Consider the following 24,580-nt stretch of genomic DNA (forward strand, 5'->3'; position numbering starts at 1 on the left):
TGTTTAATGAACTCTTCAAGCCAATAAATGGAGTGGTCCGCTTTAGTTGAGATATTCACTAAATCAAAAAGGGACATCATTCGGGCAACTTCAGCCTGTTGATGTTCCTTTTGTGATTTCTATTGCATTCAGTATTCAGATCCCGATATATACTATATAATCAAAAAGCATATCGTATTATTTTTACATATTTAGAATAATTATCATCTCCAAAGGAGGAGTACGAAGTGGCTGACTCCAAGGATCCAATCCTGCTTGATTTTCCCGAGAGTTTTGAAACAGAGAGGCTGCTCATTCGTGCCCCTTTATGGGGAGATGGAGTTAGCATGTATGAGGCTATCCGTGAAAGTATAGATGAATTGAGACCTTGGATGGCTTTTGCTCAAGTAATACCCACATTAGAAGAATCAGAGAAAGTTTTTGCCATACGGGAACTAGGGGCGAATCGTCTCGAAATCTTTTGTAGTGCACGAAATACCAAAAGTGCCGCGGTAGCCGAACGTGCGGGTTTTACCCTGGAAGGGATCCTGCGCAGTGCGAATCTTGGGTATGACGGGGAACGGCATGACAGTAAGGTGTTCGCTAAGGTTAGAGGTATAGAATTTTAAGTGAGAGGGCTGGTTCTTTGAAGCAGAAAGGCGTATTTTCAAGATTAAGTACATATATGTTAAGGCACAAGCTCTTATATACGATTTTATTATTTACGACTTTATTTGGGATTGTTCTGGATTTAACGATTGCTTGGCTGCTCTCAGTAATTACGGATGCTGCGGTTAGACTCGATGTGAAAGCTTTTAAAGGGCTGGTTATTTTCGGATTAATCTACTTATTAGTGAGTGCAATTAATGGTTTCATCGATCGATATCTCAAAAATAAAATCGCAGCTAAGATCAGAAATGAGCTGCGGTTGGATATGATGCGGCATGCCTTAGCTCTTCCTCAGTCTTATTTTGACCGTAATCATTCCGGGGATTTATTGTCCCGCTTTACTAATGATAATCAATCTGTTGGTAATGCTACAGGCGAGGTAATGATTGATCTAATCCGTAACCCTTTACTAGCCCTCGCGGCTTTTGGTTATTTGCTCTATATTAACTGGCTACTGGCATTGATCTGTTTTGCAATGGGGCCTTTGATGTTCCTTACGGGAAAAATCTTTGGTTCAGCGATGCGTGAGAACAGTGTGAAGATTCAGACTAATATGAGCAAGATTACTTCCTTTTTACATGACATTCTAGGCAGTAGTATGGTGTTTAAATCCTTTAGCATTGAACGCAGACTAATGAAGCAGTATCAGGAGCATAGTGAGAATATTACTTCTGAAGAATTGAAGCGGGGAAGAATTGAGGGAGCTACTGGCTCATTCTCCTCATTTTTGGGAAACTTTACGTTTCTTCTGGCGCTGGTCGTGGCTGGTTATTTTGTGGCAAAAGGATCACTTGAGGTCGGTGCGATGATTGCTTTCATCCAGCTCATGAATTATTTAGTGATGCCGTTCTCGTCATTGCCGGGACTGATCAATTCGATGCAGCAATCACTTGGGGCGGCGGGACGGATCTTTGAGGTGTTGGATAGCCCGGTGGAGGTTGAGACCCTTCCAGAAGTGAAGACTAAGCAACCAGAATTTGAGAGTATGGTTATGTCGTCGATCTCATTCTCGTATCCGGGAGCAGAGAGACAAAGTATAAACAAGATCAGCTTAGAGCTTCAAAAAGGAACACAGATGGCGGTTGTGGGACCGAGTGGTGGAGGTAAATCTACGCTTTTCAAACTATTGCTGGGATTGTATGAACCCGATGAGGGCGAAGTAATAATCAATGGGCAGCGGATCAACGAGATGAGTCTGGCTAAGCTTAGAAGTTATTTTTCCTATGTGCCGCAAGAGGCAGGTCTTTATACAGGAAGCATTCGTGATAATATCCGGAATGGAAATCCAGAGGCGGATGAGCAAGAAATTCTGGAAGCTTTGCGAAAAGCGAATGCCTATGATTTTGTAATGGAATTGCCTGAGGGACTGGATACTGATATTGGTGAGGAAGGCTCACGACTGTCCGGGGGACAACGTCAGCGGCTTTCCATTGCAAGAGCAATTCTAAGAAACGCTCCTATTCTACTGTTGGATGAAGCTACTGCTGCACTTGACAATGAATCAGAAAAACTGGTACAGCAGGCCATTCGTAAACTAATGGGGGACAAAACTACACTCGTTATCGCGCACCGTTTATCTACGATTCAGAACGCTGATATCATTCTCGTGATGGAGAATGGTGAAATTGTGGAGAGTGGAACGCATGATGTACTGCTTGCTGCTGAAGGAAGATATAATGATTTGTACTATTCTCAGCTAGAGCAGGAAGAAGAGAGTGGAATGGGACCCGAGAAAGTGGAATTAGCTTCTACAGGAGTTTGAGTTTTTGGAAATAAAAAAGGGTGCAGCAACGTCATAAAATATGGCGTTGCTGCACCCTTTTACTTAAGGAAGTTTAGTTCACTTTATTAAGAATGAATTTATCAATCGCATATTTCACGCCATCGTCATTGTTGCTTAAGGTCACGAAATCAGCAATTTCTTTCAGAGCAGGAATAGCATTCTCCATAGCGACGCCAAGTCCGGCAGCTTCCAGCATCTCATGGTCGTTCCAAGAATCACCTACAGCAATGGTCTCGGAAAGATCACAGCCGTAATGTTTGGCTAGGAATTCAAGTGCAATGCCCTTGGTTCCTTCATGATGCATGATTTCCAGGAAGTGTGGTTTGGATTTGGTAATATGCACGGAATCGCCAAGCAATTCATGCAGGATTGGAGCCAGTTCATCCAAGAAATCAGGATCATCGATAATTAGCATTTTTGGTGTTTTTTGCGGAACAAGCTTTTCCCAGTCAGGCTCAATAAAATATTGCGTTTTATTCAAGTCCGTATAGTCTTTGATCTTTTGGTTGTCTTCACGGGCATATAGCTTGTCGTCAATGTAAGTTTGCAGATGCAGATTATGCTCCACGCAGTAAGTGAACAGCTTGCGGACTGCATCTTGCGGGACGTAACGCTCATACAGTACTTTTTCATCGAGCAAGTTCTTAACGAGTGCACCCTGGTAAGTAATGATAGGTACGTTTAGTCCAGTTTGACGGGCAATGGCTTGAGCGGAAGCGTAAGCACGGCCTGTAGCAAGGGTTACAACAACACCTGCGGCAACAGCCTCTTCAAGCGCAGTTTGGGTAGCAGGTGTTACTTCCTTGTCATCATTAATCAGAGTGTCATCAATATCAATCGCGATCAATTTGTACATTTGTCTCTCTCCTTATCTCTTTCTAAATAGATGTAATTTGGAAAAATAACTCTTCTTATGTTGATTCTGACCCGGTTCCGGGCTCAGCTCTGCCATAAGCATAGCCCCCAGAATACAACCACAACCGAGCAGAGCGGACAACCCGAGTGTTTCCCCGCCAAAGGCTAAACCCGTCAGAACGGCAAATACCGGTTCTGTGGCATAAATAATGGCTACCCGTGATGGGGTAGTATATTTCTGACAGGCGGTTTGAATCCAGAAGGCAAAAGCGCTGGTTGGCCCGATGGAGATCAGCAGAGCCCAAAGCACATCTGGGTCCTTAATCAGCTCCCCGCTGTGGGCGAGCGGTGTTGCCCCTTCAAAAATAAGCGAGGCAGCAATACTGAACAGCCCAACGAAAGCAAGCTGCAGAGTAGCTAGCGGCAACGCCGGATAATGAGGTGCATAAACGCCAGTATAGGCTACCTGTAACGCAAAAGCTACGGCACACAGAAGAATCAAGGCATCGCCTTTATTCAAGGATAATGCAGAGCCCGTGAAGGTCAACAGATAAAGCCCGATTGCGGCGAGTGCCGCACTGAACCAAGTGTATCGTGAAATCGCATGCTTCAATAGGGCAAGAGACAGAAAGGGAACTAGGACAACCGATAGCCCGGTAATAAAGCCGGTATTAGAGGTTGTTGTATATAGAAGTCCCATCGTCTGAAAGCCATAGCCCATAAACAAAAAAAGGCCAAGCAGCAGAGAATCGCGTACCATGCGGAAACTAAGCTGTTTCCAATCCTTGCGGTAAAAAATAACTGTGATTAGAGCCAGCAACAGGGCAGCGCCCATAAAGCGGATACTATTAAACGCGAGCGGTGGCAACACCTTGACAGCATTTTGTACAATCAGAAAGGTACATCCCCACATCATCGCCACCAATAGCAGGCTAAAATCGGCTATACGGGAACGCTTCACTACTTAGGTCATCCTTTCTTCAGCAGCTGCCGTCTCTATGTAGACGACAAGGTCAAGTTGTCCAAATTGTATCGTATATTCATGGGGAGGACAAGATAGAAATCGCGTAAAGGCTTATATACTAAGCGATTTCAGCGTTTTATGTAGACAAAAAAACCGGGTCTTGATATACTTCGATAACCGCACATTTGTTCTTGTTTTTGCATCTTAGAAAGGAGCGGTTTCACTATGATGGGCAGATCCCATTTAATTATCAGCACCGGGGTTACCCTATCTGTTATGAGTTTGATGGCCCATGAGATTACAATCCCGGTTATTGCTGTCGCCGCATTAAGCTCGCTCCTGCCAGACATTGATGAACCGAATTCGTTACTGGTACGCAAGGCGATTCCTGACTTTCTGCTCAGGGTACTACAGGTTGCTTTGATAGGAGCAGCGATTTATCTTTATTTTGCAGGAATCGTTGAAAGCCCTTGGAATATTGTACTGGCCCTACTTGTGGGGAGTGTGACTTTCCTGCCGGGAAGAAAGCTGCGGCATCTGGTGATGGTACTAATCGCTACTGCGGTATTTGCATACGGAGGGGCATATGACCCTTGGAACTACATAGTAGCTTGTATACTCGTAGTTACATCACTTGTCCCGCATCGTGGATTGACTCATACCTTATATGCTGTTGCAGGCTGGAGCACTTTATTGTATTTTGCTTCATCGGGTATACAGGATGGTGGCAGTCTATGGATAGCAGGCGGCATGTCTTATGCGCTTCATCTATTAGCCGACTCTCTCACCCAAAGGGGAATTACGCCCCTGCCGCCCATTCCATTTAAGCTGCGTCTAAAGCTAATGAGTACAGGCACGAAAAAAGGTGGAGCTGTAGAGAATGTTTTTATCCTGCTGACACTAGCCCTAGTTGTATATGTATTTATACTTTCTCCTTGAGATTTACGGATATGAAGCACATAATGAATTACCGCTAGAACACACAGGAGGCGGCTGTTATGCGGGGGGATTCCTTAGTGAAGTGGTTTGGAAGATTGCAGATTCGTAATAAAATTATCCTTATTTTTATACCGTTGATCATTTTTCCATTGCTTGCTTTAGGCTTGCTCTCAGGACAGATGTTCAGCCGTTCGATGATCGAAAAGGCTAAGTACAATTTTAAAGATGAATCCAAGCTCATCATGCAGCAAATAGATACGATTGTAAAAAATACGGAGAGTAGTGCCAACATTATAACTACCGACATCCATCGGATGTATGCTGAACGTCCGTTGTTATCCTCGACAGTGGAGCAGACGCGGTTTCGCAATTTAATGCAGAGCCAGCTTTCTATCGATCTGATTATTTTTCCGGATGTTGATTCTGCTGTGTTTGTGGATACGGAAGGCCAGATTTATTCCTCTTACGCCTACGGTAATTCTAACGAGCAGAAGGTATTCACCAGCGATATGCTGGAGAAGGCTAAAGAAAAAGGCAGCTACGGAGTCAACCGTTGGCTTCCTATGGAACAGAGAGATTATCTGGTTAGTGATCCGGCAGTTCCGGTGCTCACACTAAGTAAAGTCGTGTACAATCTTAAAACGGGCAACCTAATAGGTACATTATTTGTGAACGTAAAAGAAGATGCTCTCTCTGCTTTTCTGGAAACCGCTAGAGAAACCTCTTCGGACAAGAAATATTTTATAGTAGACGGAACGCAAAGGACCGTGTCTACACCTGATAAATCAAAGCTCCTACTGAAGCCTGAGGACAGACTGAACGATAGTCTTAGGAAGACGGGAAGCTCTGTCTCGGAAATTATCGGCAGGGGGAGCGGGCGAGAGCTGGTCACAGTGACGTATTATGATAAGCTGAATTGGAAGCTTGTGAATACCATTTCGCTGCAAAAGTTAACCGCTGATATTCACCGTAATATAACGTTAACTATATTCGTGGGAATTGGATGCCTGTTACTGTCTCTGCTGCTTGCAGGAAAGCTGTCACAGATTATCGTAAATCCGCTTCTTCAGGTGACGAAGGCGATGCGTAAAGTAAGGGAAGGCGATCTGAATGTCACCTCACCAGTGACTACAGAGGATGAGACGGGGTTGATCTCCACCGTATTCAATTCTATGGTTGGTCGTATCCAGGAGCTGATGCGGACGATTACGAACGAACAAGTCCGGAAACGTGAATATGAACTAGCTCTGATTCATGCCCAGATTAAACCACATTTTCTGTACAACACACTGGATACGATTTATGTACTCAACGATTTGGAGCTTAATGAAGCGGCTCGGGATACGACCAAGGCACTGGCAGACTTCTATCGGGTTGTTCTTAGCAAAGGAAACGAGGTTATTCCACTGTCCGAGGAAGTATCAAATGCAGCTGATTATTTGGCTATTATGCAGGTTCGCAACCCCGACGTATTACGTTACGAGATTAATATCCCGAAATCTCTCGAAGGAGTCAAGGTACCCAAATTGTCCCTACAGCCACTCATAGAGAATGCAATCTACCATGGATTAAAAACAAAGGGTAGTCAGGGGCTTATCTCAATAGAGGCTTATACACACGGAAGAGAAGTTATCATTACCGTGGAGGATAACGGTGTTGGCATGTCCGAGGAACAGGTGTCCCGGATTGTAGAATACCGCTCACGAGAAGGAAAACCGGCATCCATTGGTATATACAGCGTTCATGAACGGATTAAGCTGTATTTTGGAGAACCATATGGCCTATCGGTGGAAAGTAGACTGGGAAAGGGTACTGTTATGAAAATGACGATTCCCGGAACGGAAGCGCAGGGGGGCAGCATAGATGTATAAAGTGATGGTTGTAGATGACGAGCCGCTGTTTCGTTATTATATGCGGACCAAGCTGGATTGGAGTAAATATGATTTCAGTGTCTGTGGTGAAGCGTCAAATGGCAGAGAAGCGCTGGAAGAAGCGGAACGGACGAAACCTGATTTGGCTTTAGTGGACATTAGCATGCCCTATATGGACGGTATGGAGCTGGTTACCCGGTTACAGGCCAATGCTCCTGATATGCTGATTGTTTTTGTAACAGGGCACAATGAATTTGATTATGCGCAAAAAGCGATTCGCTTAGGTGTACAAGATTATTTATTGAAACCGTTTAACCAGCAAGAGTTTAACGAGATGATGATCAAGGTGAAGCAGCGCCTTCAGTCACATAAAATAGGTGCACGCAAAGCTGGTAAGCCGGAAATAATTGCAGAAGGGACGGCTTCTAGTAAGCTCTTTCCACTCCAAATGGACGAGCAGAATTCCTCTGAAGGGATAGAGGAGTTCTCCTTTCCATCCAAAGAAATCACTCATCTTGGAATTCAGGATGCCATGCTGATGGCGTTAAAGATGGGGGATGGCGATGCAGCGGCGAAGGACATAAGCAAATTAATTGAGATTCTACGACGCCAGAGAGGGGGAGGCAGCTATTCCTTTACTCTATTAATGAGTATAGTATCCCTTTGCCTTGCCTATGCTGGAGAAAGAGGGATCAATCCGGAAAGTCTCTGGAAACCAGCAGGTTCATCAGAGCAGCGGCTATGGGAGATGGATAACTGGGATGAGACTGAAAGCTGGATAAAAGGCTTGTACAGTAAAGTCATTGATCAAGGTCGTGAGCACCGCCCCTCTAAGTCGTACAATTTATTCATTGCCGCCAAAGAGTACATCCGGGAGCATTATTCCGATTGTGAGCTGACAGTTGACCAGGTGGCGAATGGCGTGTATGTAGATACCAGCTATTTACGGAAGGTTTTTCGAAAAGAAGGTGGAATCTCTGTACTTGATTTCATTACCTATACTCGTATGAAGCAGGCCAAGGAACTGCTTGCTGGAGGAAATGTGAGACTGTCTGAAATCGCCGGTAAAGTGGGCTATAATGATCCGAATTATTTCAGTAAATGCTTTAAAAAACACTATGGCATGCCGCCGTCTGAATTTGAGCAGCTGGCTGCCCGTTCCCGCCATATTGGCGTTAATAATGAAATTTAATAAACAAATTTGGTGGCGGCTCTCTGGTGAGGCCGCTTTCATTTTGTCCTGTTTATTACCGATTGTGCCCGATATGGCTCTTTTTGGGTCTTCAAGGCTCAAATATAATAGAAACAGGACGATGAAAACGCTAACAAATAGCGATTTCAACTAGCTCCACTAAATAGAGCATCAGAAAGGGGATTCATTATGAGCAACAAGCTATTCAGAACACTGGGGGTTGCAACCGTTTTATCCTTAGCTTTCTCACTTACAGCCTGTGGTGGTAACAATGCCGGAAACGGTGGTTCAACCTCTGAAGATTCCAATACGACCGCTGGGAACACCGATAAGAAAATTCAAATAAAAATTTATGCACAGCATTTTGACGAAGATACTTCAAAGCCATTTGATTATGCCGTAGAGGAATTAAAAAAGGAAATGCCGGAGGTGGAGATTGTACTGGATGAGGCTGTTCAAGACGGCTACCAGAAGCTGAAAACATATGCCGCGACTGGGAACATGCCGGATATTTATGAAACAGACTGGCCTACGCTGCAAACCTTCGCCAAATCTAAAAATGTCGAGCTGCTTGATGAATACCAAGCCACCAAAGATTTCAAAGCGAATCTAAACACAGGGAATGAGTCCCGTCTAATTGCCCCAGACGGTCATGTATACGCATTCCCATATACGGGAATTGAATTCCAAATGTTGTTTTACAACAAGGATATCTTTAAAGAGGTAGGCATCGAGATGCCGATCAAGACGATCGATCAGCTGGCTGAAGCGGCTAAGAAGCTTTCTACAGCAGGGTATACACCGCTCTCAATTTTCGCGAAGGAGAAATGGATCACTACTTCTTTTTATAGCGGACTTGTGACTCGTGAGGAGACGAAAGGGTTTGGCCCACTCGAAACGAAGGGAACGACAACTTTGCCTTCGCCTTATGTAACAGCAGCAGAACAAATGAAGAAGCTGGAAGAAGCAGGCTTGTTCGACGTCAATGCTACGAATACCAATTATGATCAAGCCTCATCTTTGTTCTACCAAGGAAAAGCTGGCATGTTCGTCAACGGTCAGTGGGAAATCTACAGCAGTGCTGAGAAGCTTGGGGATAAAGTGGATTGGATGTACTGGCCAGCTAAGGACGAAGCGACTTATGAGAACAACAAAATGTACATTAACGGTGCCGGAGGCCCTGGTGGTTTTGCCGTTTCTCCTAGCAGCAAGAATGTTGAGACCGCAGTGAAAGTAGCTAGTTTTATCGCACAAAAATATAGCGAATACAAATATACACAGCTGGGTAGCCCGATCGTAGCGACTAAAGTGGATAAAGAAATGACCGGTGAAGTGCCTGCCATGATGAAAAGAATCGCTGAAGAAGTGCTGCCAAACGTAAAGGGTTACGCCAATGCGGTAAGTAGTGTTCAAATTAAAAATGCACTGGACGACAATACACAAAATATGTTGATCGAAGGATTCTCGGCTAAGCAGTTCACGGATAACATGAACCGAGTGCTGAACAAAGAAAATAAATAATTAGAGAAATAAAATAAATAAAAATTGGTCCATGCCCTGCAGCTCACCCGGATCGAGCCCTTATATCGGGTGAGCAGCTTGGTAAGGAAGGAGTGGAATCTTACCGCATGCATAAATACTTAGGTAATAAGAAAGCCATAATGCTGTTTCTGCTTCCCGCACTGTTGATTTATAGCGTAGTGATTATCTATCCGGTGCTTCAATCCTTTTATCGTAGCTTTTTCGAGTGGGACGGGCTCAGTACGGCTACTTTTAACGGATTGTCCAACTATGTAGAGATGTTTGATGATCCATTGCTTTTGACATCCCTTCGTAACGGCCTTATTTTTGCACTGGTGCTCGCTGTATTTCAGATCGGATTGGGAACCATTCTTGCGCTTGCCTGTGCCGATCCGCGAATCAAAGGGCGTAAGTTGTTGAAAACAGCTTATTTTATCCCCGTAGTTCTGTCGGTTACGGTTGTTTGTCAGCTATGGATTGCCATCTACGATCCGAATAACGGATTGATCAATAGACTTTTTGAAATTTTGCATATTCCTTATCAACAAAACTGGCTCACTTCTCCAACCACATCCATAATTGCGATTGCCTTTGTTAATGCCTGGCAGTTCATGGGTTACCAGTTCAGTCTTTTATATGCGGGGGTTAAATCTGTCCCTGAGCAGTACATGGAAGCTGCCACGATTGACGGTTGCTCCAAATGGATGGCGCATCGTAAGGTGACGATTCCAATGATGAAGGAGACGTTCAAATTCTGTCTGATCATTGCCATTACTTCAGGAATCGGTGCTTTTGTACAAATGTTGATTATGACTAACGGCGGACCGGGAACGAGCAACTATACGCTTACCTTTATGATTTATCGTTATGCTTTCTTGGAAAGCAACTACGGCTATGCCTGTGCGGTATCGGTTGTGCTTGTCCTTCTGTCGCTTCTGGCCACCATTATTATCAACAAGACATTTGACCGAAATGAAGCATAAGGCAGTACGCCGGAAAGGAAAAGGAACGTTATGAAAAAAGTGAGAGCATTGCTCATACAGCTTCCCTTATGGATTTATTTTATCATTTCCATCTATCCGCTATTATGGATGATTTCTTATTCTCTGAAAAATAACGATGAGATTTTTGTCACCAACCCTTTCGGATTTCCGACTAATTTCCGGATTGAAAACTATGTGGCCGCTTGGTCACAGTTCAATATACCGCGATATTTTACGAATAGCTTGGTAGTCTCTACGATTTCAACGCTACTTATTATCATATTATCGCTGATGTTCTCATTCGCAATTTCCCGGCTGCGGTGGAGATTCCGTGAAGGGGTCAGATTGTATATGACGATCGGAATGTTCATGCCGCTGCAGGTAATTATGATTCCACTTGCTATACTCGTGCGGGACTTACATCTGACTAATACCTACGGTGGGCTGATTGTTCCTTATGTCGCCATTGGATTGCCGTTCTCTTGTCTGGTATTCTACGGCTTTATGAAGGGTATCCCTGGGGAGCTGGAGGAATCCGCTTGTATGGACGGCGCGAATGTATACCGGATGTTTCTGCAGATTATTGTGCCGGTTGTAACGCCAGCTGTCGCAACAGTAGCCATTTTTCAATTTCTGAACAACTGGAATGAATTTTTGCTGGCTTATATTCTGATCTCTGATGAGGGGATGAAAACACTGCCGCTGGGTCTATTGTTCTTCCAAGGCCAATACAGCACAGACTGGGGTGGCATGGGGGCGGTTATGACGATGGCGAGTCTGCCAATGGTTATTGTCTATTTGTTCTTTAGTGAGCAGGTAGAACGGGCTATGACAGTTGGATCTGCTGTAAAAGGATAAAGCGAAGAGTATTAATTCATGCAAAAGAGGACTCCTGGCGAATGCGCAGGAGTCCTCTTTTTGATTCAAATCATGACCAGTGAATTCATCCTATTCCTCTAGGAAGACCAATCCGATAAAATCCTCCGGCTCAATACGACCGAAATAATGCTTCAAATCGAGATCAGCTAATGCTTCTCTAACCTCAGCCTCGTCATAACGTTTGCCACGAAGTGCATTTTCAACATCTACTACGTCACCGACTCCGAAGAAGTCACCATAGATTTTGATGTCTTTAATGAGGGAATCTTCAATATCCATCCGAATATCAATAATTCCGGCAGGGAATTTGCGCGTGTGTTTAACGTTGCTTTTTGGTGACAGACCGTAGTTCCAGTCCCAGTTCTGGTAGTGCTCCTTGGAGATCTCATTAATTTTGTCCCAGTCGGCTTGTTGCAGCTTGTACTGAGGAACCTCCGAAGGATCCATACCAAAGATCGAACGCAGCAGGCCGGCGCGGAACTCCTCGATCGTCATATCTGTACCCAGCAGCTCTTTGATATTCGCTACACGACTGCGTACGGATTTGGTGCTCTTTGATTTAAACTTCTCTGGATTCACTTTTAGAGAGGCTTGTACATCATCTAAATTAAGATTGAACATCAAGGTACCATGGCTGAACATACGTCCGCGTGTGGAGAACTGAGCGTTACCGGAAATCTTTTGCTCACCAACTTGCAGGTCATTCCGTCCGCTTAGCTCGGCGTTAACACCCATGCTTTGCAGGTAATCGATGACCGGTTGGGTAAATTTCAAAAAGTTATGAAAGGATTGGCCGTCATCCTTGGTAATAAAGCTGAAGTTCAAATTTCCAAGATCGTGATAAACAGCTCCACCGCCGGATAGACGACGTACGACCTGAATATTATTATCTTTTACATACTCTTGGTTAATTTCTTCGATAGTATTCTGATGTTTCCCTATGATGATGGATGGGCTGTTGATATAAAAAAGCAGGTAACTCTCGTCCATCGGCAAGTGCTTCAGCGCATATTCCTCAATCGCCAAATTGATGGATGCGTCAGTAATCCCTGTGTTATCAATAAAAAGCATAGTGAATTCCTCCGTCGCAGCAAAATTGATTACAACCTTCATTTTAAACCAAAAGCGGTTTTTTAACAAAAGAGATCACATTGTTGAGATTCATGTCGGTTTGAGGGAAGCGGGGGATTTAGCTGATTCCTTCTGCGAAAGCATTGACGTTCTTCCGGCAAAGAGGCAATAATGGTGGCAATGACATACATATCGTGCTAGAGAAAGTAGATAGAGGGAGTGTAAATATGCTTGAAAAATATGGCCATGGCGGTGATTTGCTGACGGCAGCGGAGCTCTATGGGGAAGCTGGAGGCACATTTCTCGACTATAGTGCTAACATCAATCCGCTCGGTCCTCCACCGCAAGTTTTGGAGCTGCTCAGAACAGCACTGTCAACGGTGGTAGCATATCCGGATCCTGGACACCGACGCTTCAAACGCCTACTGGCGGAAAATCTTGGCGTAGATAATAGCTGGTTAACTGTGGGCAACGGAGCAGCGGAATCTATGGCTTTGCTGCTGCTGGCGATAGCTCCACAAAAGGTTGGCATCGTGGAGCCTTGTTTCTCTGAGTATCGGCAGCTTTCCGTACAATTTGGGGCTGAAGTATTATCGGTTCAGGGGACAAGGGAACAGCATTTTCGCGCTGGAGTGGAGGAGATTGCCGGGCTGTTGGAACAGGTGGAACTGTTATTTCTCGGACAGCCGAATAATCCCAATGGCGTTCAGTATGCTGTGGAGGAACTGCGCTTGTTAGCGCAGAAGGCTGAAAGCTGCGGGACTTATTTGGCTGTGGATGAAGCTTTTATTGACTTTATCCCGGAGTCAGAGCGAAATACACTCCTGCCGGAGCTGGAGCGGTTTCCGCATACGGTTCTGGTGCGGTCGATGACGAAGTTTTATGCGATTCCCGGCTTGCGTCTCGGGTTTGCGATTTCACATCCGAAGCTGGCGAAGGCGATGAGCGGAAAGCAGGTCACCTGGAGCGTGAACGGCTTGGCGCTGCTCGCAGGGGAAGCCTGCCTTACAAGTGGACGTGACTATGAACAGCGTACGCGTGAGCTTATTGCAGCAGAACGCGAAAAACTGCGGCAGGGTCTTATGCAGCTGGGCTGCGATGTCCCACCGGGAGAAGCCAACTTTCTGCTCTGTGGCTTGCCATCACCGTGGAGCGCGGCTGAGTTTCAGACTAGGCTTGGCCGCGTAGGTATACTAGTGCGCAGCTGCGCTATGTATGCAGGGTTAGGTGCTGAGCATATTCGAGTTGCCGTTAAGGGACATGAGGATAATGCCCGCCTTTTGCTGCAGATGGCGGAGATTCTAGCGACTAAGTGACAGGTGCATGTAGTCTTTAATGACTCTATGTGCGGAGCGAGCTGACAGCGCTATTGGTGTGGCATCCTTTCGAGGATGGTTGTAAGTATTCAATGAAAGAAATGAGCGGTGAAAGGAGCGGGATCGGCTATGGTGGAAGTGAAGATTCCATTTAATCTTACAGGGGGAATCAGGGAGTATCGTCCGGCCGTCTGGCCAGGGCTTGCTCTGCAATGGAAGGATAAGCATCTGCTGCTGGAGCTGCCAGCAGAAGCCGATGGTTTATCGAGCGCGTTCTACGGCGGAGGAATGAACCGGCTGCAGCGGGCCGTCAATTTATATGTTGATCGCAATTACGAATGTAGTGATCCTGTCCAGGATATGGAGAATAAGCTGCGCGATTGGGGTTATCCTTTATCCGGCTGTGCTGGTCTGATGACGGCTGTGCCGCTAGAGCATGCAGCGGTAGCTGAAGAGGACACGGGTTCAGCGGGAATATTTGTTTGCGTTACAGCCGCTGCAGGAAATGCTGCGCGCGCAGGTGTGGAACGCAATGTGCTGGCTGTGTATCGGCCGGGTACGATTAACATCATGCTCTGCATTGATGGCCGCCTGACACCGGCGGCCATGGTCAATGCTGTGCAGACAGCTGTCGAAGCCAAAGCTGCTGCGCTGGCAGATCTCGGGATTACCGATCCCGAGAATGGCCTGATCGCAACCGGCACGACTACGGATGCTATTGTACTCGCTGTGAGCCAAAGCGGGCGATACAGCGCCGAGCATGTATATGCCGGAACAGCAACCGATCTTGGAGGCGCTATCGGCCGGCTTGTATATAGCGCTGTGACGGGCAGCCTGCTGTCGGTGCAGGCAAGGAAGGATAGCTAATGAGAATGGATAGCTGGAGAAGTAGAAGCTTGTTCAGAGGTGATTGCTTGTGACAATCGCTTTGGTGTTGCTTGCAGCTTATGTGATTGACCGGATCGTAGGTGATCCGCGTAACCTGCCTCATCCCGTAATTGGTATGGGCAAAGCAATCACGGCTCTGGAGCGGGCGATCCGTCGTTTATGGTCCCGCCCGCAAAGCCTGAGCAGAGCAGGGGTGTTACTTCCGCTATGTGTGGCGGGCGGTGCTTGGGCACTGACAGCCATCCTGCTATGGCTGCTGTCATCTATCTCACCGTGGCTCGTCTGGATAGCCGAGGTTTGGTTGATTTCAACCACGATTGCCTCCAAGGGACTAAAGGATGCAGGAATGGCGGTGTACGTGGAATTGCAGAAGGGCGATATTCCTGCTGCCCGCAAGGCGTTAGGGATGATCGTGGGACGTGATACGACTTCGCTAGATGCACCGGAAATTGTCCGTGGAACGGTGGAGACCGTAGCAGAAAACATCGTCGATGCGATTATTTCTCCGCTTTTCTACGCGCTGATTGGCGGTGCACCGCTTGCTATGGCTTATCGGGCGGTCAATACACTCGATTCAATGGTTGGTTATAAGAACGATAAATACCGTGATCTCGGCTGGGCATCTGCCCGGCTCGATGATGTGGCTAACTTTATCCCGGCACGAATTACGGCATTGCTTTTGGCTCTATGTGCAGGGATGCTTCGTCTGGATTGGCGCAGATGCCTGCAGATGGTGAAGCGGGATGCACATCTACATCCAAGCCCTAACAGCGGTTATCCAGAATCAGCTGTGGCTGGCGCACTCGGCATCCGACTCGGAGGCGAAAATGTGTATCATGGCGTCGCTTCTTTTCGGGCTTATATGGGTGATCCGGTACGTACGATGGAACCGGATGATATCATCCAGACCTCGCGGATGATGATGCTCTGCTCTTCAATATTTGTAGGTCTATGCGCGGTTTTGGCATGGATATGGATTGGAGGCTGAGCGTCGGTATGGCAATTCCCTCTATAGAGCTTGAGCTAGTGCTTATCCGACACGGGCAGACGAAATGGAATGTTGAGCATCGTTACCTGGGACATACGGATCTTCCATTGCTTCCTGACGCAAGTGAGCGGTTATCCCAACCTCAGCAGCAGATCTGCCTGCAGACTGAGTTATCAGGTGGTTTTTGGCGTGTGTTTTGTAGCGATTTGCTAAGATGTCGGGAGACCTTGGCTTTCGTAGCACCTTCACTAGAGCAGGACGCTGTTTACGATCAGCGGCTTCGTGAAATGAACTTCGGAGCTTGGGAAGGCTGCACTTATGAGCAGCTGAAAGATAACTCTCTATATAGACGTTGGATTGATGATCCTTCAAAGGTTACACCGCCAGAAGGAGAATCGTGGACAGCATTCGATGCTCGGTTGCGTAGTTTCCTGTTGGACCTAGGTCAAGCTGCTGTGGCTGCATTTGGATGCTGTGCTATCAAGGAGAAAAAAAGTGAGGTTACATCGAATAGAGTATTGGTAGTGACGCATGGGGGTGTAATCAGGAATTTACTTGCACAGTTAGTTCCTGGTCTCACATTCTACAGTGCAGTGGCTCCTTCTCCAGGGAATGTAATGGTACTAAAAATACTCTGGCAGCATGGACAATGGTCAGCTGATAAAGCTCATATTTTGGAAAAAGGATGATTACATGAAAAAAGGGTTCCACGTCATTAGGAAAACCTAATAGGTGGAACCCTTTATGTTTGAACTATCGTTTGCTGTCAGCAGAATAACATGGTTAATTAGATATTAGGTAATAGGTAACCATTCCTTATAGGTATCTGCACGTGATTGTAATTCATTATACAGCATGCTGGCATGGTAACCGTCGCACACGGCATGGTGGAATTGCCCCGAGATGGGTAATAGTATTTTTTTGTCTTGCTGAAAATATTTCCCTATCGTAAAGATGGGAAGTAGGTAGGTTCCCTCGTTATACACATTCAGGTTAAAGCTTGTGAAGCTGACCCACGGAATGCTGGAAATAGGGAAGGTGTTCGGTGGTTCGTTTGCTTTAGCGATAAATTGTTTCACGCTTCCGTACATTTTCATATCATCGAGATAACGGTTATAGAAATCATTAAACTGTTCACCGTACGAAGTCCAGATGCTTGAGAAAGTCTTATCATCATCATGGAAAATTGTAAAACTAGGGGACAAGCTATCCCAATAACCTAATCTACCTTCAGAATCAAAACATGTGCGGAATTCACTATGACGGTTCACCACCGTAGTTATCATGTGGATTAGTGCTGGGTACAGCTTAATTCCCTTATGCTTAAGCTCTGACAGTAGAAGGGTGATATCAATATTTACAGTCATGCTGTAGGTGCATCTGACATTGTTTAAATAATGTTCAAAATAGGGTTTTCTACTCCAGTTATCAATGACAATCGGGTTAAAAATCATTTATTATGACCTCCTAAAATTATTTCATTTTTCATTTTAGGAGGTCTGCTGGACTGATTTCACCATATCCTTATCACAATCCCTTGAGAAAGTATTTTGTAACGATGAGTATACCATCAATTGGAAGGGAGATGCATTTATAATGCTGAGCGAAAAGTTGGTTATTGAAAAATTGCTTCAGCAAAAGCGTACGAGTGTTGCTTCCAGCGTAGTGATGATGTGCGGTGTAGCGGGGTCGGGTAAAACAACCTTTGCTAAAAAGCTGGAAAAAGAGGGATTCGCCAGACTTTCGATAGATGAAGATATTTGGGCCACGCACGGCCGTTTCGGGGTGGATTATCCAGAGGACAATTATGAGTCCTATAAGGAAGAGTCGGAGATAAAGCTGCGGGGGGAGCTGGTGAATCTGCTTCAGGCAAAACATCATGTTGTTATCGATTTCAGCTTCTGGCAACGTCAGAGACGGAACGATTACAAGCAGCTCATTGAGAGTTATGGTGGCGTGTGGGAACTGATTCACTTAAAGGTTCAGCCGGATGAATTGCGTCAGAGACTGCTTATCCGGAGTGAACGTTTTGACGCCAATGCCGCATTTCCGATTACTGAGGAGATACTAACCCGGTTTTTAAATGGTTTTGAGATTCCTGCTGGAGAAGGGGAGCTTGTGATCGAAGCATAGAGCTGTAACTTGATTTTTTGGGCATTTTTCCTCTTATAGAACCACAGCCGGATTAAAATCCCATGGCTGTGGTTCTTTTTTTAAGCGAGTGATTGTGCCATGATAGTCATGGGGGCGATTGAGAGATGTTTAAGGATTTTAAGCTCATAGCCGGACGGCCGGTGTATATACAAATTAAAGACTATATGAAGCACTTAATCATAAAAGGCGGTCTGCAAGGCAATCAAAAGCTGCCCTCCACACGAGAGCTCAGCACATTGCTTAAGGTTAGCCGCAACTCCGTAATCTCTGCTTATACAGGGCTTGAGGATGATGGCTTTGCTTATGCCGTGCAAGGGCAAGGAAGTTATGTTGCTGCTACGCCGCCCGGCAGTGAAACGATCTCTTCCTGGACGATGGACTGGAAGTCACGTCTCAATGATCACGCGGTGCTGGCAGAGGAACTGGATATCATGAAGCGCGGGATTCGAGCGGAGAAGGGGACGATCTCCTTCACCAGCATAGCGCCTGATGAGAGTCTTTTTGATCTGGATAATGTGAAGCGGTCCTTTATGGATCGGATGTCGGTGGAAGGCAACGTTCTGCTAAATTACGGCTATGCCAAAGGGTATAAGCCTTTAATAGACTATTTGAAGCAGTATATGGAGCACAAGGGCGTTGAAATGAAAGGCAAGGATATATTGATCACCAATGGCTTTACTGAAGGGTTCGATATTGTATTGTCTGCTCTGAGTAAAAAAAATGGTTCGGTCATTTGTGAGAATCCGACGCATCATACAGCGATCAAAAATTTGAAGCTGAACGGTTTTGAGATCACCGGGATTTCGATGGAGCGTGATGGGATTGATTTGGCGGAGCTGGAGAAAGCATTGCAACAGCAAGCTTTTGACTGTGCATACTTCGTCCCTTCTTATCATAATCCGACCGGAATTGTAATGTCTCCAGAGAAAAGACAGCGGCTAATGAAGCTGATGAATCGCTACCAAGTCCCGGTGATTGAGGATGGTTTTAACGAGGAATTACGATATTCGGGCTCACATGTGGCTCCACTTATCGCAGCAGCAGGCAGCGGCAACAGCGTGATTTATCTCGGCAGCTTCTCCAAGGTATTATTTCCGGGACTACGTGTAGGTTGGGTGCTGGCGGATCAGGAGTTGATCAATTCCCTCGAAAGCGTCAAGCGCGCCCGTACCATTCATACCTCGACGCTGGATCAATCCATTTTGTATCAGTATTTATTGGGTGGTCATTTAGAAAAGTATTTGAAAAAAGCCAGAGCGGAATACAAACGAAAGTATGAATTAACCCTGCAATGCTGCAAGGATTGTATTCCTTATACGGCGCTGTCAGGGGACGGTGGCCTGCATCTTTTTGTAACCTTCGCGGAGGGCTTTAATACAAGGACGCTGTTGGCGGCCTGTCATGAGCAAGGGGTTATTTTTACAGCAGGAGATATATTCTTCACAGACGGTAAGGGTCAAAATACGATACGGATCGGTTTCTCCAGAGTGACGGATGAGGATATCCGCAAGGGGATTGAGATTATTGGCAGAACAGCTCGACAACTAATGGGATAAAGAGGTGCTTGAGATGAAGGTAGGCGTAATTATGGGCGGGGTATCCTCAGAGTATGAGGTATCCATGAATAGCGGTAGAGAAATATTGAAGAATCTAGACCCCAATAAATATGAAATTATTCCAATTGTGATCACCAAGCGTGAGGAGCTTATTGAGCAGGCAAAGGGGATCGATATCGCACTGCTTGCACTTCATGGAGCTTACGGCGAGGATGGTACGGTTCAGGGAACGCTGGAGACGATGGGGATTCCGTATACGGGCAGCGGGGTTTTGTCTAGCAGCATTTGCATGGATAAAGATCTCTCCAAAAAGCTTATGCGCTGCGCAGGCGTCAATACAGCAGATTGGCTATGCTGGGACAGCATGAAGGATTATTCGGCTGAAGCGGTGGAACGGCTCGGATATCCTGTTATGGTGAAGCCATGTTCAGGCGGCTCGAGTATCGGAATGGAAAAAGTGAGCAGCAGCGAGGAGCTGTTGTGCGCAGTGCAGAAGGCTTTTGCCTGTGATCAGTCGATTTTGATTGAAAGCTACATTCAAGGCCAAGAAATCACCTGTTCTATTCTAAACGGAGAGCTGCTGCCTATTCTGGGAATAACCTCAGCAAATGCCGAGTGGTTCGATTACAGTGCTAAGTATGAAGAAGGCGGAGCAGATGAACGGGTCATTGAATTGCCTGCTGAGGTGCATGAGCGGGTACGCGAGGCTGCCTTGAGCTGTTACAAAGCACTAAAATGTAGCGTGTATGCACGGGTTGATATGCTGCTTAAAGAGGGGATTCCTTATGTGCTGGAGGTGAATACGTTACCAGGCATGACGAAGGCCAGTCTTTTACCCAAAAGCGCGCAAGCGGCAGGCTACACCTTCAGCGGACTGCTGGACGAAATCATCTCCCTTTCCCTAACGGAAAAGAGTGCAAAAGAAGAGGTGTACAGCCATGCATAATGAATGGATTGCTCCACGTGTGCGGGAGATTGCACCCTCGGGGATTCGGGCTTTTTTTGACCTAAGTGCGGGGAATCAGGATATTATATCGCTGGGTGTAGGGGAACCGGATTTCGTTACACCGGAGCATGTAAGAGCTGCCTGTATTCGGGCCTTGAATAATGGGGAAACGATGTATACGCCAAATTCCGGGTTACTGGAGCTTAGAGAGGAGATCGCTTCTTATCTGCACACAAGTTTCAAGCTTCGCTATGAGCCAAACGATGAGATTATGGTTACGGTGGGAAGCAGCGAGGCTGTGGATTTGGCATTACGAGCTTTCATTACACCTGGGGATGAAATTATCGTCCCTTCTCCGAGCTATATCGCATATTCGCCGATTACCCATTTGAACGGGGGGGTTACGGTGGAGGTAGAATCATCGGCCGAGCAGGGGTTTAAGCTTACTGCTGAAGCGTTACGGAAGGTGATTACTCCGCGTTCCAAGCTTCTTATGGTGAATTTTCCGACTAATCCTACAGGTGCAGTAATGACTTATGAAGATTGGCTGCCTATTGCACAGATTGTAAAAGAGAATAACCTACTGGTCATTTCAGATGAAATTTATGCCGAGCTTACGTATGACAGTCAGCATGTCAGCATCGCCTCTCTTCCCGGGATGCTGGAAAGGACGATTGTGATTAGCGGCTTCTCCAAAGCTTTTGCAATGACTGGCTGGAGAGTGGGTTATGCTTGTGGCGATCGAGAATTAATTGCTGCGATGCTAAAAATCCATCAATACACTGCGATGTGTGCCCCAGTGCTCGGTCAAATTGCTGCGATTGAATCATTGCGCAATGGAATGCAGCATAAGGAACATATGAAGCAATGCTTCGATGAGCGGAGAAAGCTGCTGGTTAGTGGATTTCGATCCATAGGACTACCTTGCCATGAACCTGCGGGTGCATTTTATGCCTTTCCTTCCATCGCTCACACCGGAATGAAATCAGAAGACTTCGCTTTGCAGCTGCTCAGGGAGGTCGGTGTCGCTGCGGTTCCGGGTCATGTGTTTGGAGCAGGCGGAGAGGGTTATATTCGCTGCTCCTATGCCGCTTCCTTACAAAAATTGACGGAGGCGCTGGAGAGAATCGAAGATTTTATGAAAGTGAAGTTGTAATTCTAGAAGTCCCCCTCTATCATAGATGGGGGCTTTTCTGCGAATATGAGATAGAATAGGTTATACGGATACATTTAATAGGAGGTCGTAATTATATGCTTTCAGATATTCAAGACGTAATTAAACAAATCACTCCGGCTGATGATCAGTCCATCCTCAAGGCGGAGCATCGGCTGAACATTTTGACCAAACCTCCGGGCAGTTTGGGACAATTGGAACCTCTGGCCGTTAAGCTCGCTGGAATTTCGGGTACGGAGCAGCCTAGTTTCACCAAACGAACAGTTGTTGTGATGGCTGCTGATCATGGGGTGTGCTGCGAAGGGGTTAGCGCATTTCCACAGGAAGTCACGCTACAGATGGCCCATAACTTTCTCAGCGGTGGAGCGGCTGTGAATGTATTGGCACGTCAAGCTGGGGCAGAGGTACAGTTTGTTGATGTCGGCATAAACGGCGATCTTAGTCATGTCGATCTAATTGATCGTAAAGTGCGCCGGGGAACGGATAATATGGCTGTGGGACCTGCGATGAGTCGTGAGGATGCCATGAATGCTCTTCTTGTTGGGATAAGCGTTGCGCAGGAAGCGGTTAAGAACGGCACGGAGATTTTTATAACAGGCGAAATGGGCATTGGGAATACTACGGCTAGTGCTGCCATTCTATGTGCTCTCAAAGGAATAGCCCCTGAAGTAGCTGTGGGACGAGGAACGGGAATTGATGATGAACGTTTACTACATAAAATTGCAGTAGTGGAACGCGCCTTAAAGGTAAATCAGCCGAATTCAGCAGATCCGTTGGATGTATTATCTAAAGTTGGCGGACTGGAAATCGCTGGCTTGGCGGGACTGATTCTGGGTGCGGCTGCTAATCGGACACCTATCATTTTGGATGGTTTTATTTCGGGGGCGGCAGCGCTTGTGGCAAAAGCCCTTGCACCTGAATCCATCGCTTATATGATAGCGTCTCATGTATCAGGAGAACGGGGACACAAGTTAATGCTGGAGCAGCTTGGGCTTGAACCGCTGCTTAACCTCGGTCTGCGATTGGGTGAGGGAACAGGGGGAGTATTATGCCTTCATTTAATCGAGGCGATCTGCCGCATTTTGAGCGAAATGGCAACCTTTGAAAGTGCAGGCATCTCTGGAGCTGGTCAACGATGAGCATTCTTGTAACGGGAGGCGCACGTAGCGGGAAAAGTGGTTTTGCAGAAAAACTGATACAGTCACTGGCAGATCAGGCCTTCTATGTAGCAACCGGACAGGCCTTTGACGACGAAATGAAGGAACGGATTGCTTTGCATCAGCATCAACGAATGGAAAGTGGTTACGCTTGGGAGACACTTGAGGAACCGTATGATTTACCAGATCTGCTAAAGCGATTATCGGGTGAAAAAGCGGTGCTCGTAGATTGTTTAACCTTATGGTTATCCAATGCATTATTGGCTGTGGAAGGTTTTGAAAATAGACAAGAGCTTGTTGAGAGTGAAATAACAAGGCTTGAAGACAGTGTGCGTTCTTTTCAAGGCACGCTTATTCTGGTCACTAATGAGGTTGGCGACGGGATTGTTCCGGAGTATGCGCTTGGCCGATTGTATCGTGATCTGGCGGGACGAATGAACGCCCTGATCGCTCGGCAATGCGAACAGGTCTTTCTAGTAACTGTTGGAATTCCGATTGAGCTGAAGAGCAGGGAGTATCGTTTATGAGGGAGCGTAGGGATGCGGCCGTAGCTGCCTTTCAGTTCTTATCCCGATTTCCTGTAAAAGGTGATCCGGGATTCTCTCCTGAACTGCTGCGCCGGAGTGTAATCTTCTATCCCATGGTAGGCGCAGCAATTGGGCTGTGTGTAGCTGCTGGAGCAGCCCTGACGGGATTGCTTTTACCTGCTTGGCCAGCAGCTGTGCTCACTCTGATGCTGTGGGTAGGTCTCACTGGCGGGTTGCATCTTGATGGCTGGATGGACAGCGCGGATGGTCTGCTCAGCTATCGGCCACGGGAGCGGGCCCTGGAGATTATGAAGGACAGCCGTGTGGGTGCGATGGGCGTACTCGCCTGCGTGCTGCTCCTGCTGTTTAAAGCATCTTTGTTGGCAGCTCTAATCGAAGGCTTCGCCTACTACGAGCTGCCGCTGCTCTTGGTACCAGCGGTCTGGAGCCGCTGGTATATGGTGCGGGCAATGGTGCGTTATCCCATTGCCCGTGGAGACGAGGGGCTGGCCGCGAACTTCGCCGGCCTAGCTTCCTCGCATGAGCGGCGCGCGCTGGCAGTCGCCGCGCTGCTCTCGCTGGCCGCCGCCGCTGCGCCACTGGCGCTCGGCGCTGGCTTAGCCGCGTGGCCGCTGCATCTGGCGGCAGCTCTGCTGCTGCTTATCGCGGCCTTGGCCTGCGGCACCGCGGCTGCGCGGCGGATCAGCAGCCGGCTCGGCGGGCTTACTCGGCGACGTGTACGGCGCGCTGAACGAGCTGCTGGAGGTTGTGCTGCTGCTAGTGTTATTGCTGCTCCAGCACAATTTAATGTAAGCTCCACGGGGGAATCTTGAGTAATTTGGTGTAGGTGGTACTACGGATGAACCTTGAGTAATTTGCTGTAGGTAGCTCCATGGGTGAACATTAGTAGTTTGCTGTAAGTAGCTCCGCAGATGAACATTGAGTAGTTTGCTGTAAGTAGCTCCACGGGTGAACATTAGTAGTTTGCTGTAGGTAGCTCTAAGGGTGGATCTTGAGTAATTTGCTGTAGGTAGCTCTAAGGGTGGATCTTGAGTAATTGAGTAATTTGCTGTAGGTAGCTCCATGGGAGAACCTTGAGTGGTTTGTTGTAGGAGTTCTACGGGTGAACCTTGAGTACAATTTGTTGTGAGCAACCTTTGCGTTTTTA

The 24,580-nt window shown here is 46.7% G+C and carries 22 protein-coding genes and 1 pseudogene; 19 read left to right on the forward strand and 4 right to left on the reverse strand.

Features of this window, described 5'->3' with window-relative positions:
• Positions 1-227: 227 nt before the first annotated feature.
• Together MHH50_RS06240 and MHH50_RS06245 are read left to right on the forward strand one after the other, a co-directional pair.
• Positions 228-608 (forward strand): GNAT family N-acetyltransferase, encoded by a 381-nt coding sequence (locus tag MHH50_RS06240; RefSeq protein WP_312151082.1) that lies wholly within the window; start codon positions 228-230, stop codon positions 606-608.
• Between the two features lie 17 nt (positions 609-625).
• On the forward strand, positions 626-2,410 hold the full coding sequence (locus tag MHH50_RS06245; RefSeq protein WP_340034099.1) for an ABC transporter ATP-binding protein: 1,785 nt from the start codon (positions 626-628) through the stop codon (positions 2,408-2,410).
• A 73-nt stretch (positions 2,411-2,483) separates the two neighbouring features.
• Here the strand turns inward: MHH50_RS06245 and MHH50_RS06250 are convergent, their stop codons facing one another.
• Positions 2,484-3,287, reverse strand: coding sequence for a Cof-type HAD-IIB family hydrolase (locus MHH50_RS06250; RefSeq protein WP_036681768.1), 804 nt, complete (start codon positions 3,285-3,287; stop codon positions 2,484-2,486).
• Positions 3,288-3,299: 12 nt separating this feature from the next.
• The gene (locus tag MHH50_RS06255) at positions 3,300-4,247 is read right to left on the reverse strand and encodes a DMT family transporter (protein WP_340034100.1); all 948 of its coding nucleotides are present in this window, start codon (positions 4,245-4,247) and stop codon (positions 3,300-3,302) included.
• Between the two features lie 228 nt (positions 4,248-4,475).
• Here MHH50_RS06255 and MHH50_RS06260 point away from each other — a divergent pair, with 228 nt between their 5' ends.
• The 6 genes from MHH50_RS06260 (at position 4,476) to MHH50_RS06285 (ending at position 11,614) form a co-directional block, all read left to right on the forward strand.
• Positions 4,476-5,189 carry a metal-dependent hydrolase gene (locus tag MHH50_RS06260; protein ID WP_076128159.1) on the forward strand — a complete coding sequence of 238 codons (714 nt, stop codon included), beginning with the start codon at positions 4,476-4,478 and terminating at the stop codon, positions 5,187-5,189.
• Between the two features lie 59 nt (positions 5,190-5,248).
• Positions 5,249-7,060, forward strand: a complete 1,812-nt coding sequence (locus MHH50_RS06265) for a sensor histidine kinase (protein WP_076282015.1) — start codon at positions 5,249-5,251, stop codon at positions 7,058-7,060.
• Positions 7,053-8,252 (forward strand): response regulator, encoded by a 1,200-nt coding sequence (locus tag MHH50_RS06270; RefSeq protein WP_340034101.1) that lies wholly within the window; start codon positions 7,053-7,055, stop codon positions 8,250-8,252. Before MHH50_RS06265 ends, MHH50_RS06270 begins: the two co-directional genes overlap by 8 nt.
• 189 nt (positions 8,253-8,441) lie before the next feature.
• Positions 8,442-9,773: an extracellular solute-binding protein gene (locus MHH50_RS06275; protein WP_076128153.1), complete on the forward strand. Its 1,332-nt coding sequence runs from the start codon at positions 8,442-8,444 to the stop codon at positions 9,771-9,773.
• Positions 9,774-9,880: 107 nt separating this feature from the next.
• On the forward strand, positions 9,881-10,756 hold the full coding sequence (locus tag MHH50_RS06280) for a sugar ABC transporter permease (RefSeq protein ID WP_038569153.1): 876 nt from the start codon (positions 9,881-9,883) through the stop codon (positions 10,754-10,756).
• A 30-nt stretch (positions 10,757-10,786) separates the two neighbouring features.
• Positions 10,787-11,614: a carbohydrate ABC transporter permease gene (locus tag MHH50_RS06285; protein ID WP_036681776.1), complete on the forward strand. Its 828-nt coding sequence runs from the start codon at positions 10,787-10,789 to the stop codon at positions 11,612-11,614.
• Positions 11,615-11,704: 90 nt separating this feature from the next.
• On the opposite strand, the gene MHH50_RS06290 is transcribed toward MHH50_RS06285, so the two are convergent.
• Complete coding sequence (locus MHH50_RS06290) at positions 11,705-12,706, reverse strand: lipoate--protein ligase (RefSeq protein ID WP_076128152.1); 1,002 nt, start codon at positions 12,704-12,706, stop codon at positions 11,705-11,707.
• 227 nt (positions 12,707-12,933) lie between these two features.
• Between MHH50_RS06290 and cobD the strand changes: the two genes are divergently transcribed.
• From cobD to MHH50_RS06310, 4 genes are all read left to right on the forward strand, one after another.
• On the forward strand, positions 12,934-14,022 hold the full coding sequence (gene cobD, locus MHH50_RS06295) for a threonine-phosphate decarboxylase CobD (protein WP_076280083.1): 1,089 nt from the start codon (positions 12,934-12,936) through the stop codon (positions 14,020-14,022).
• A 129-nt stretch (positions 14,023-14,151) separates the two neighbouring features.
• On the forward strand, positions 14,152-14,889 hold the full coding sequence (locus tag MHH50_RS06300) for an adenosylcobinamide amidohydrolase (RefSeq protein WP_076218820.1): 738 nt from the start codon (positions 14,152-14,154) through the stop codon (positions 14,887-14,889).
• 49 nt (positions 14,890-14,938) lie between these two features.
• A complete protein-coding gene (cbiB, locus tag MHH50_RS06305) occupies positions 14,939-15,898 on the forward strand; it encodes an adenosylcobinamide-phosphate synthase CbiB (protein ID WP_340034102.1) in 960 nt (319 codons plus the stop codon).
• Positions 15,899-15,906: 8 nt separating this feature from the next.
• A complete protein-coding gene (locus MHH50_RS06310; protein WP_076280085.1) occupies positions 15,907-16,587 on the forward strand; it encodes a histidine phosphatase family protein in 681 nt (226 codons plus the stop codon).
• A gap of 105 nt (positions 16,588-16,692) precedes the next feature.
• Here the strand turns inward: MHH50_RS06310 and catA are convergent, their stop codons facing one another.
• A complete protein-coding gene (gene catA, locus MHH50_RS06315; RefSeq protein WP_076185747.1) occupies positions 16,693-17,352 on the reverse strand; it encodes a type A chloramphenicol O-acetyltransferase in 660 nt (219 codons plus the stop codon).
• Positions 17,353-17,494: 142 nt separating this feature from the next.
• On the opposite strand from catA, the gene MHH50_RS06320 reads away from it, so the two are divergent.
• The 7 genes and pseudogenes from MHH50_RS06320 (at position 17,495) to cobS (ending at position 24,225) form a co-directional block, all read left to right on the forward strand.
• On the forward strand, positions 17,495-18,031 hold the full coding sequence (locus MHH50_RS06320; RefSeq protein ID WP_076194756.1) for an ATP-binding protein: 537 nt from the start codon (positions 17,495-17,497) through the stop codon (positions 18,029-18,031).
• A 125-nt stretch (positions 18,032-18,156) separates the two neighbouring features.
• Complete coding sequence (locus MHH50_RS06325; RefSeq protein ID WP_340034103.1) at positions 18,157-19,608, forward strand: PLP-dependent aminotransferase family protein; 1,452 nt, start codon at positions 18,157-18,159, stop codon at positions 19,606-19,608.
• 13 nt (positions 19,609-19,621) lie between these two features.
• Positions 19,622-20,554, forward strand: a complete 933-nt coding sequence (locus tag MHH50_RS06330; RefSeq protein ID WP_076128138.1) for a D-alanine--D-alanine ligase — start codon at positions 19,622-19,624, stop codon at positions 20,552-20,554.
• Positions 20,547-21,710, forward strand: coding sequence for an aminotransferase class I/II-fold pyridoxal phosphate-dependent enzyme (locus MHH50_RS06335; protein ID WP_076128136.1), 1,164 nt, complete (start codon positions 20,547-20,549; stop codon positions 21,708-21,710). Before MHH50_RS06330 ends, MHH50_RS06335 begins: the two co-directional genes overlap by 8 nt.
• Positions 21,711-21,805: 95 nt before the next feature.
• On the forward strand, positions 21,806-22,867 hold the full coding sequence (gene cobT / locus MHH50_RS06340; protein ID WP_340012045.1) for a nicotinate-nucleotide--dimethylbenzimidazole phosphoribosyltransferase: 1,062 nt from the start codon (positions 21,806-21,808) through the stop codon (positions 22,865-22,867).
• Positions 22,864-23,412: a bifunctional adenosylcobinamide kinase/adenosylcobinamide-phosphate guanylyltransferase gene (gene cobU / locus MHH50_RS06345; RefSeq protein WP_076137512.1), complete on the forward strand. Its 549-nt coding sequence runs from the start codon at positions 22,864-22,866 to the stop codon at positions 23,410-23,412. The genes cobT and cobU overlap by 4 nt, the downstream gene beginning before the upstream one ends.
• A pseudogene (gene cobS / locus MHH50_RS06350) lies at positions 23,409-24,225 on the forward strand (adenosylcobinamide-GDP ribazoletransferase). The gene cobU and the pseudogene cobS overlap by 4 nt, the downstream one beginning before the upstream one ends.
• The last annotated feature ends 355 nt before the right edge of the window (positions 24,226-24,580 follow it).

This window comes from Paenibacillus sp. FSL H3-0302 (genome assembly GCF_037982245.1).
GTDB classification, from domain to species: Bacteria; Bacillota; Bacilli; order Paenibacillales; family Paenibacillaceae; genus Paenibacillus_AQ; species Paenibacillus_AQ odorifer.

Excerpts from the sequence above, each read along its gene's own strand:
- MHH50_RS06265 (WP_076282015.1), top strand. The coding sequence starts at position 5,249 with ATGCGGGGGGATTCCTTAGTGAAGTGGTTTGGAAGATTGCAGATTCGT.
- MHH50_RS06335 (WP_076128136.1), top strand. The coding sequence starts at position 20,547 with ATGCATAATGAATGGATTGCTCCACGTGTGCGGGAGATTGCACCCTCG.
- MHH50_RS06330 (WP_076128138.1), top strand. The coding sequence starts at position 19,622 with ATGAAGGTAGGCGTAATTATGGGCGGGGTATCCTCAGAGTATGAGGTA.
- cobU (WP_076137512.1), top strand. The coding sequence starts at position 22,864 with ATGAGCATTCTTGTAACGGGAGGCGCACGTAGCGGGAAAAGTGGTTTT.
- catA (WP_076185747.1), bottom strand. The coding sequence starts at position 17,352 with ATGATTTTTAACCCGATTGTCATTGATAACTGGAGTAGAAAACCCTAT.
- MHH50_RS06260 (WP_076128159.1), top strand. The coding sequence starts at position 4,476 with ATGATGGGCAGATCCCATTTAATTATCAGCACCGGGGTTACCCTATCT.
- cobT (WP_340012045.1), top strand. The coding sequence starts at position 21,806 with ATGCTTTCAGATATTCAAGACGTAATTAAACAAATCACTCCGGCTGAT.
- MHH50_RS06320 (WP_076194756.1), top strand. The coding sequence starts at position 17,495 with ATGCTGAGCGAAAAGTTGGTTATTGAAAAATTGCTTCAGCAAAAGCGT.
- MHH50_RS06285 (WP_036681776.1), top strand. The coding sequence starts at position 10,787 with ATGAAAAAAGTGAGAGCATTGCTCATACAGCTTCCCTTATGGATTTAT.
- MHH50_RS06300 (WP_076218820.1), top strand. The coding sequence starts at position 14,152 with ATGGTGGAAGTGAAGATTCCATTTAATCTTACAGGGGGAATCAGGGAG.
- MHH50_RS06280 (WP_038569153.1), top strand. The coding sequence starts at position 9,881 with ATGCATAAATACTTAGGTAATAAGAAAGCCATAATGCTGTTTCTGCTT.
- MHH50_RS06325 (WP_340034103.1), top strand. The coding sequence starts at position 18,157 with ATGTTTAAGGATTTTAAGCTCATAGCCGGACGGCCGGTGTATATACAA.
- MHH50_RS06270 (WP_340034101.1), top strand. The coding sequence starts at position 7,053 with ATGTATAAAGTGATGGTTGTAGATGACGAGCCGCTGTTTCGTTATTAT.
- MHH50_RS06310 (WP_076280085.1), top strand. The coding sequence starts at position 15,907 with ATGGCAATTCCCTCTATAGAGCTTGAGCTAGTGCTTATCCGACACGGG.
- cobD (WP_076280083.1), top strand. The coding sequence starts at position 12,934 with ATGCTTGAAAAATATGGCCATGGCGGTGATTTGCTGACGGCAGCGGAG.
- MHH50_RS06290 (WP_076128152.1), bottom strand. The coding sequence starts at position 12,706 with ATGCTTTTTATTGATAACACAGGGATTACTGACGCATCCATCAATTTG.
- MHH50_RS06250 (WP_036681768.1), bottom strand. The coding sequence starts at position 3,287 with ATGTACAAATTGATCGCGATTGATATTGATGACACTCTGATTAATGAT.
- MHH50_RS06275 (WP_076128153.1), top strand. The coding sequence starts at position 8,442 with ATGAGCAACAAGCTATTCAGAACACTGGGGGTTGCAACCGTTTTATCC.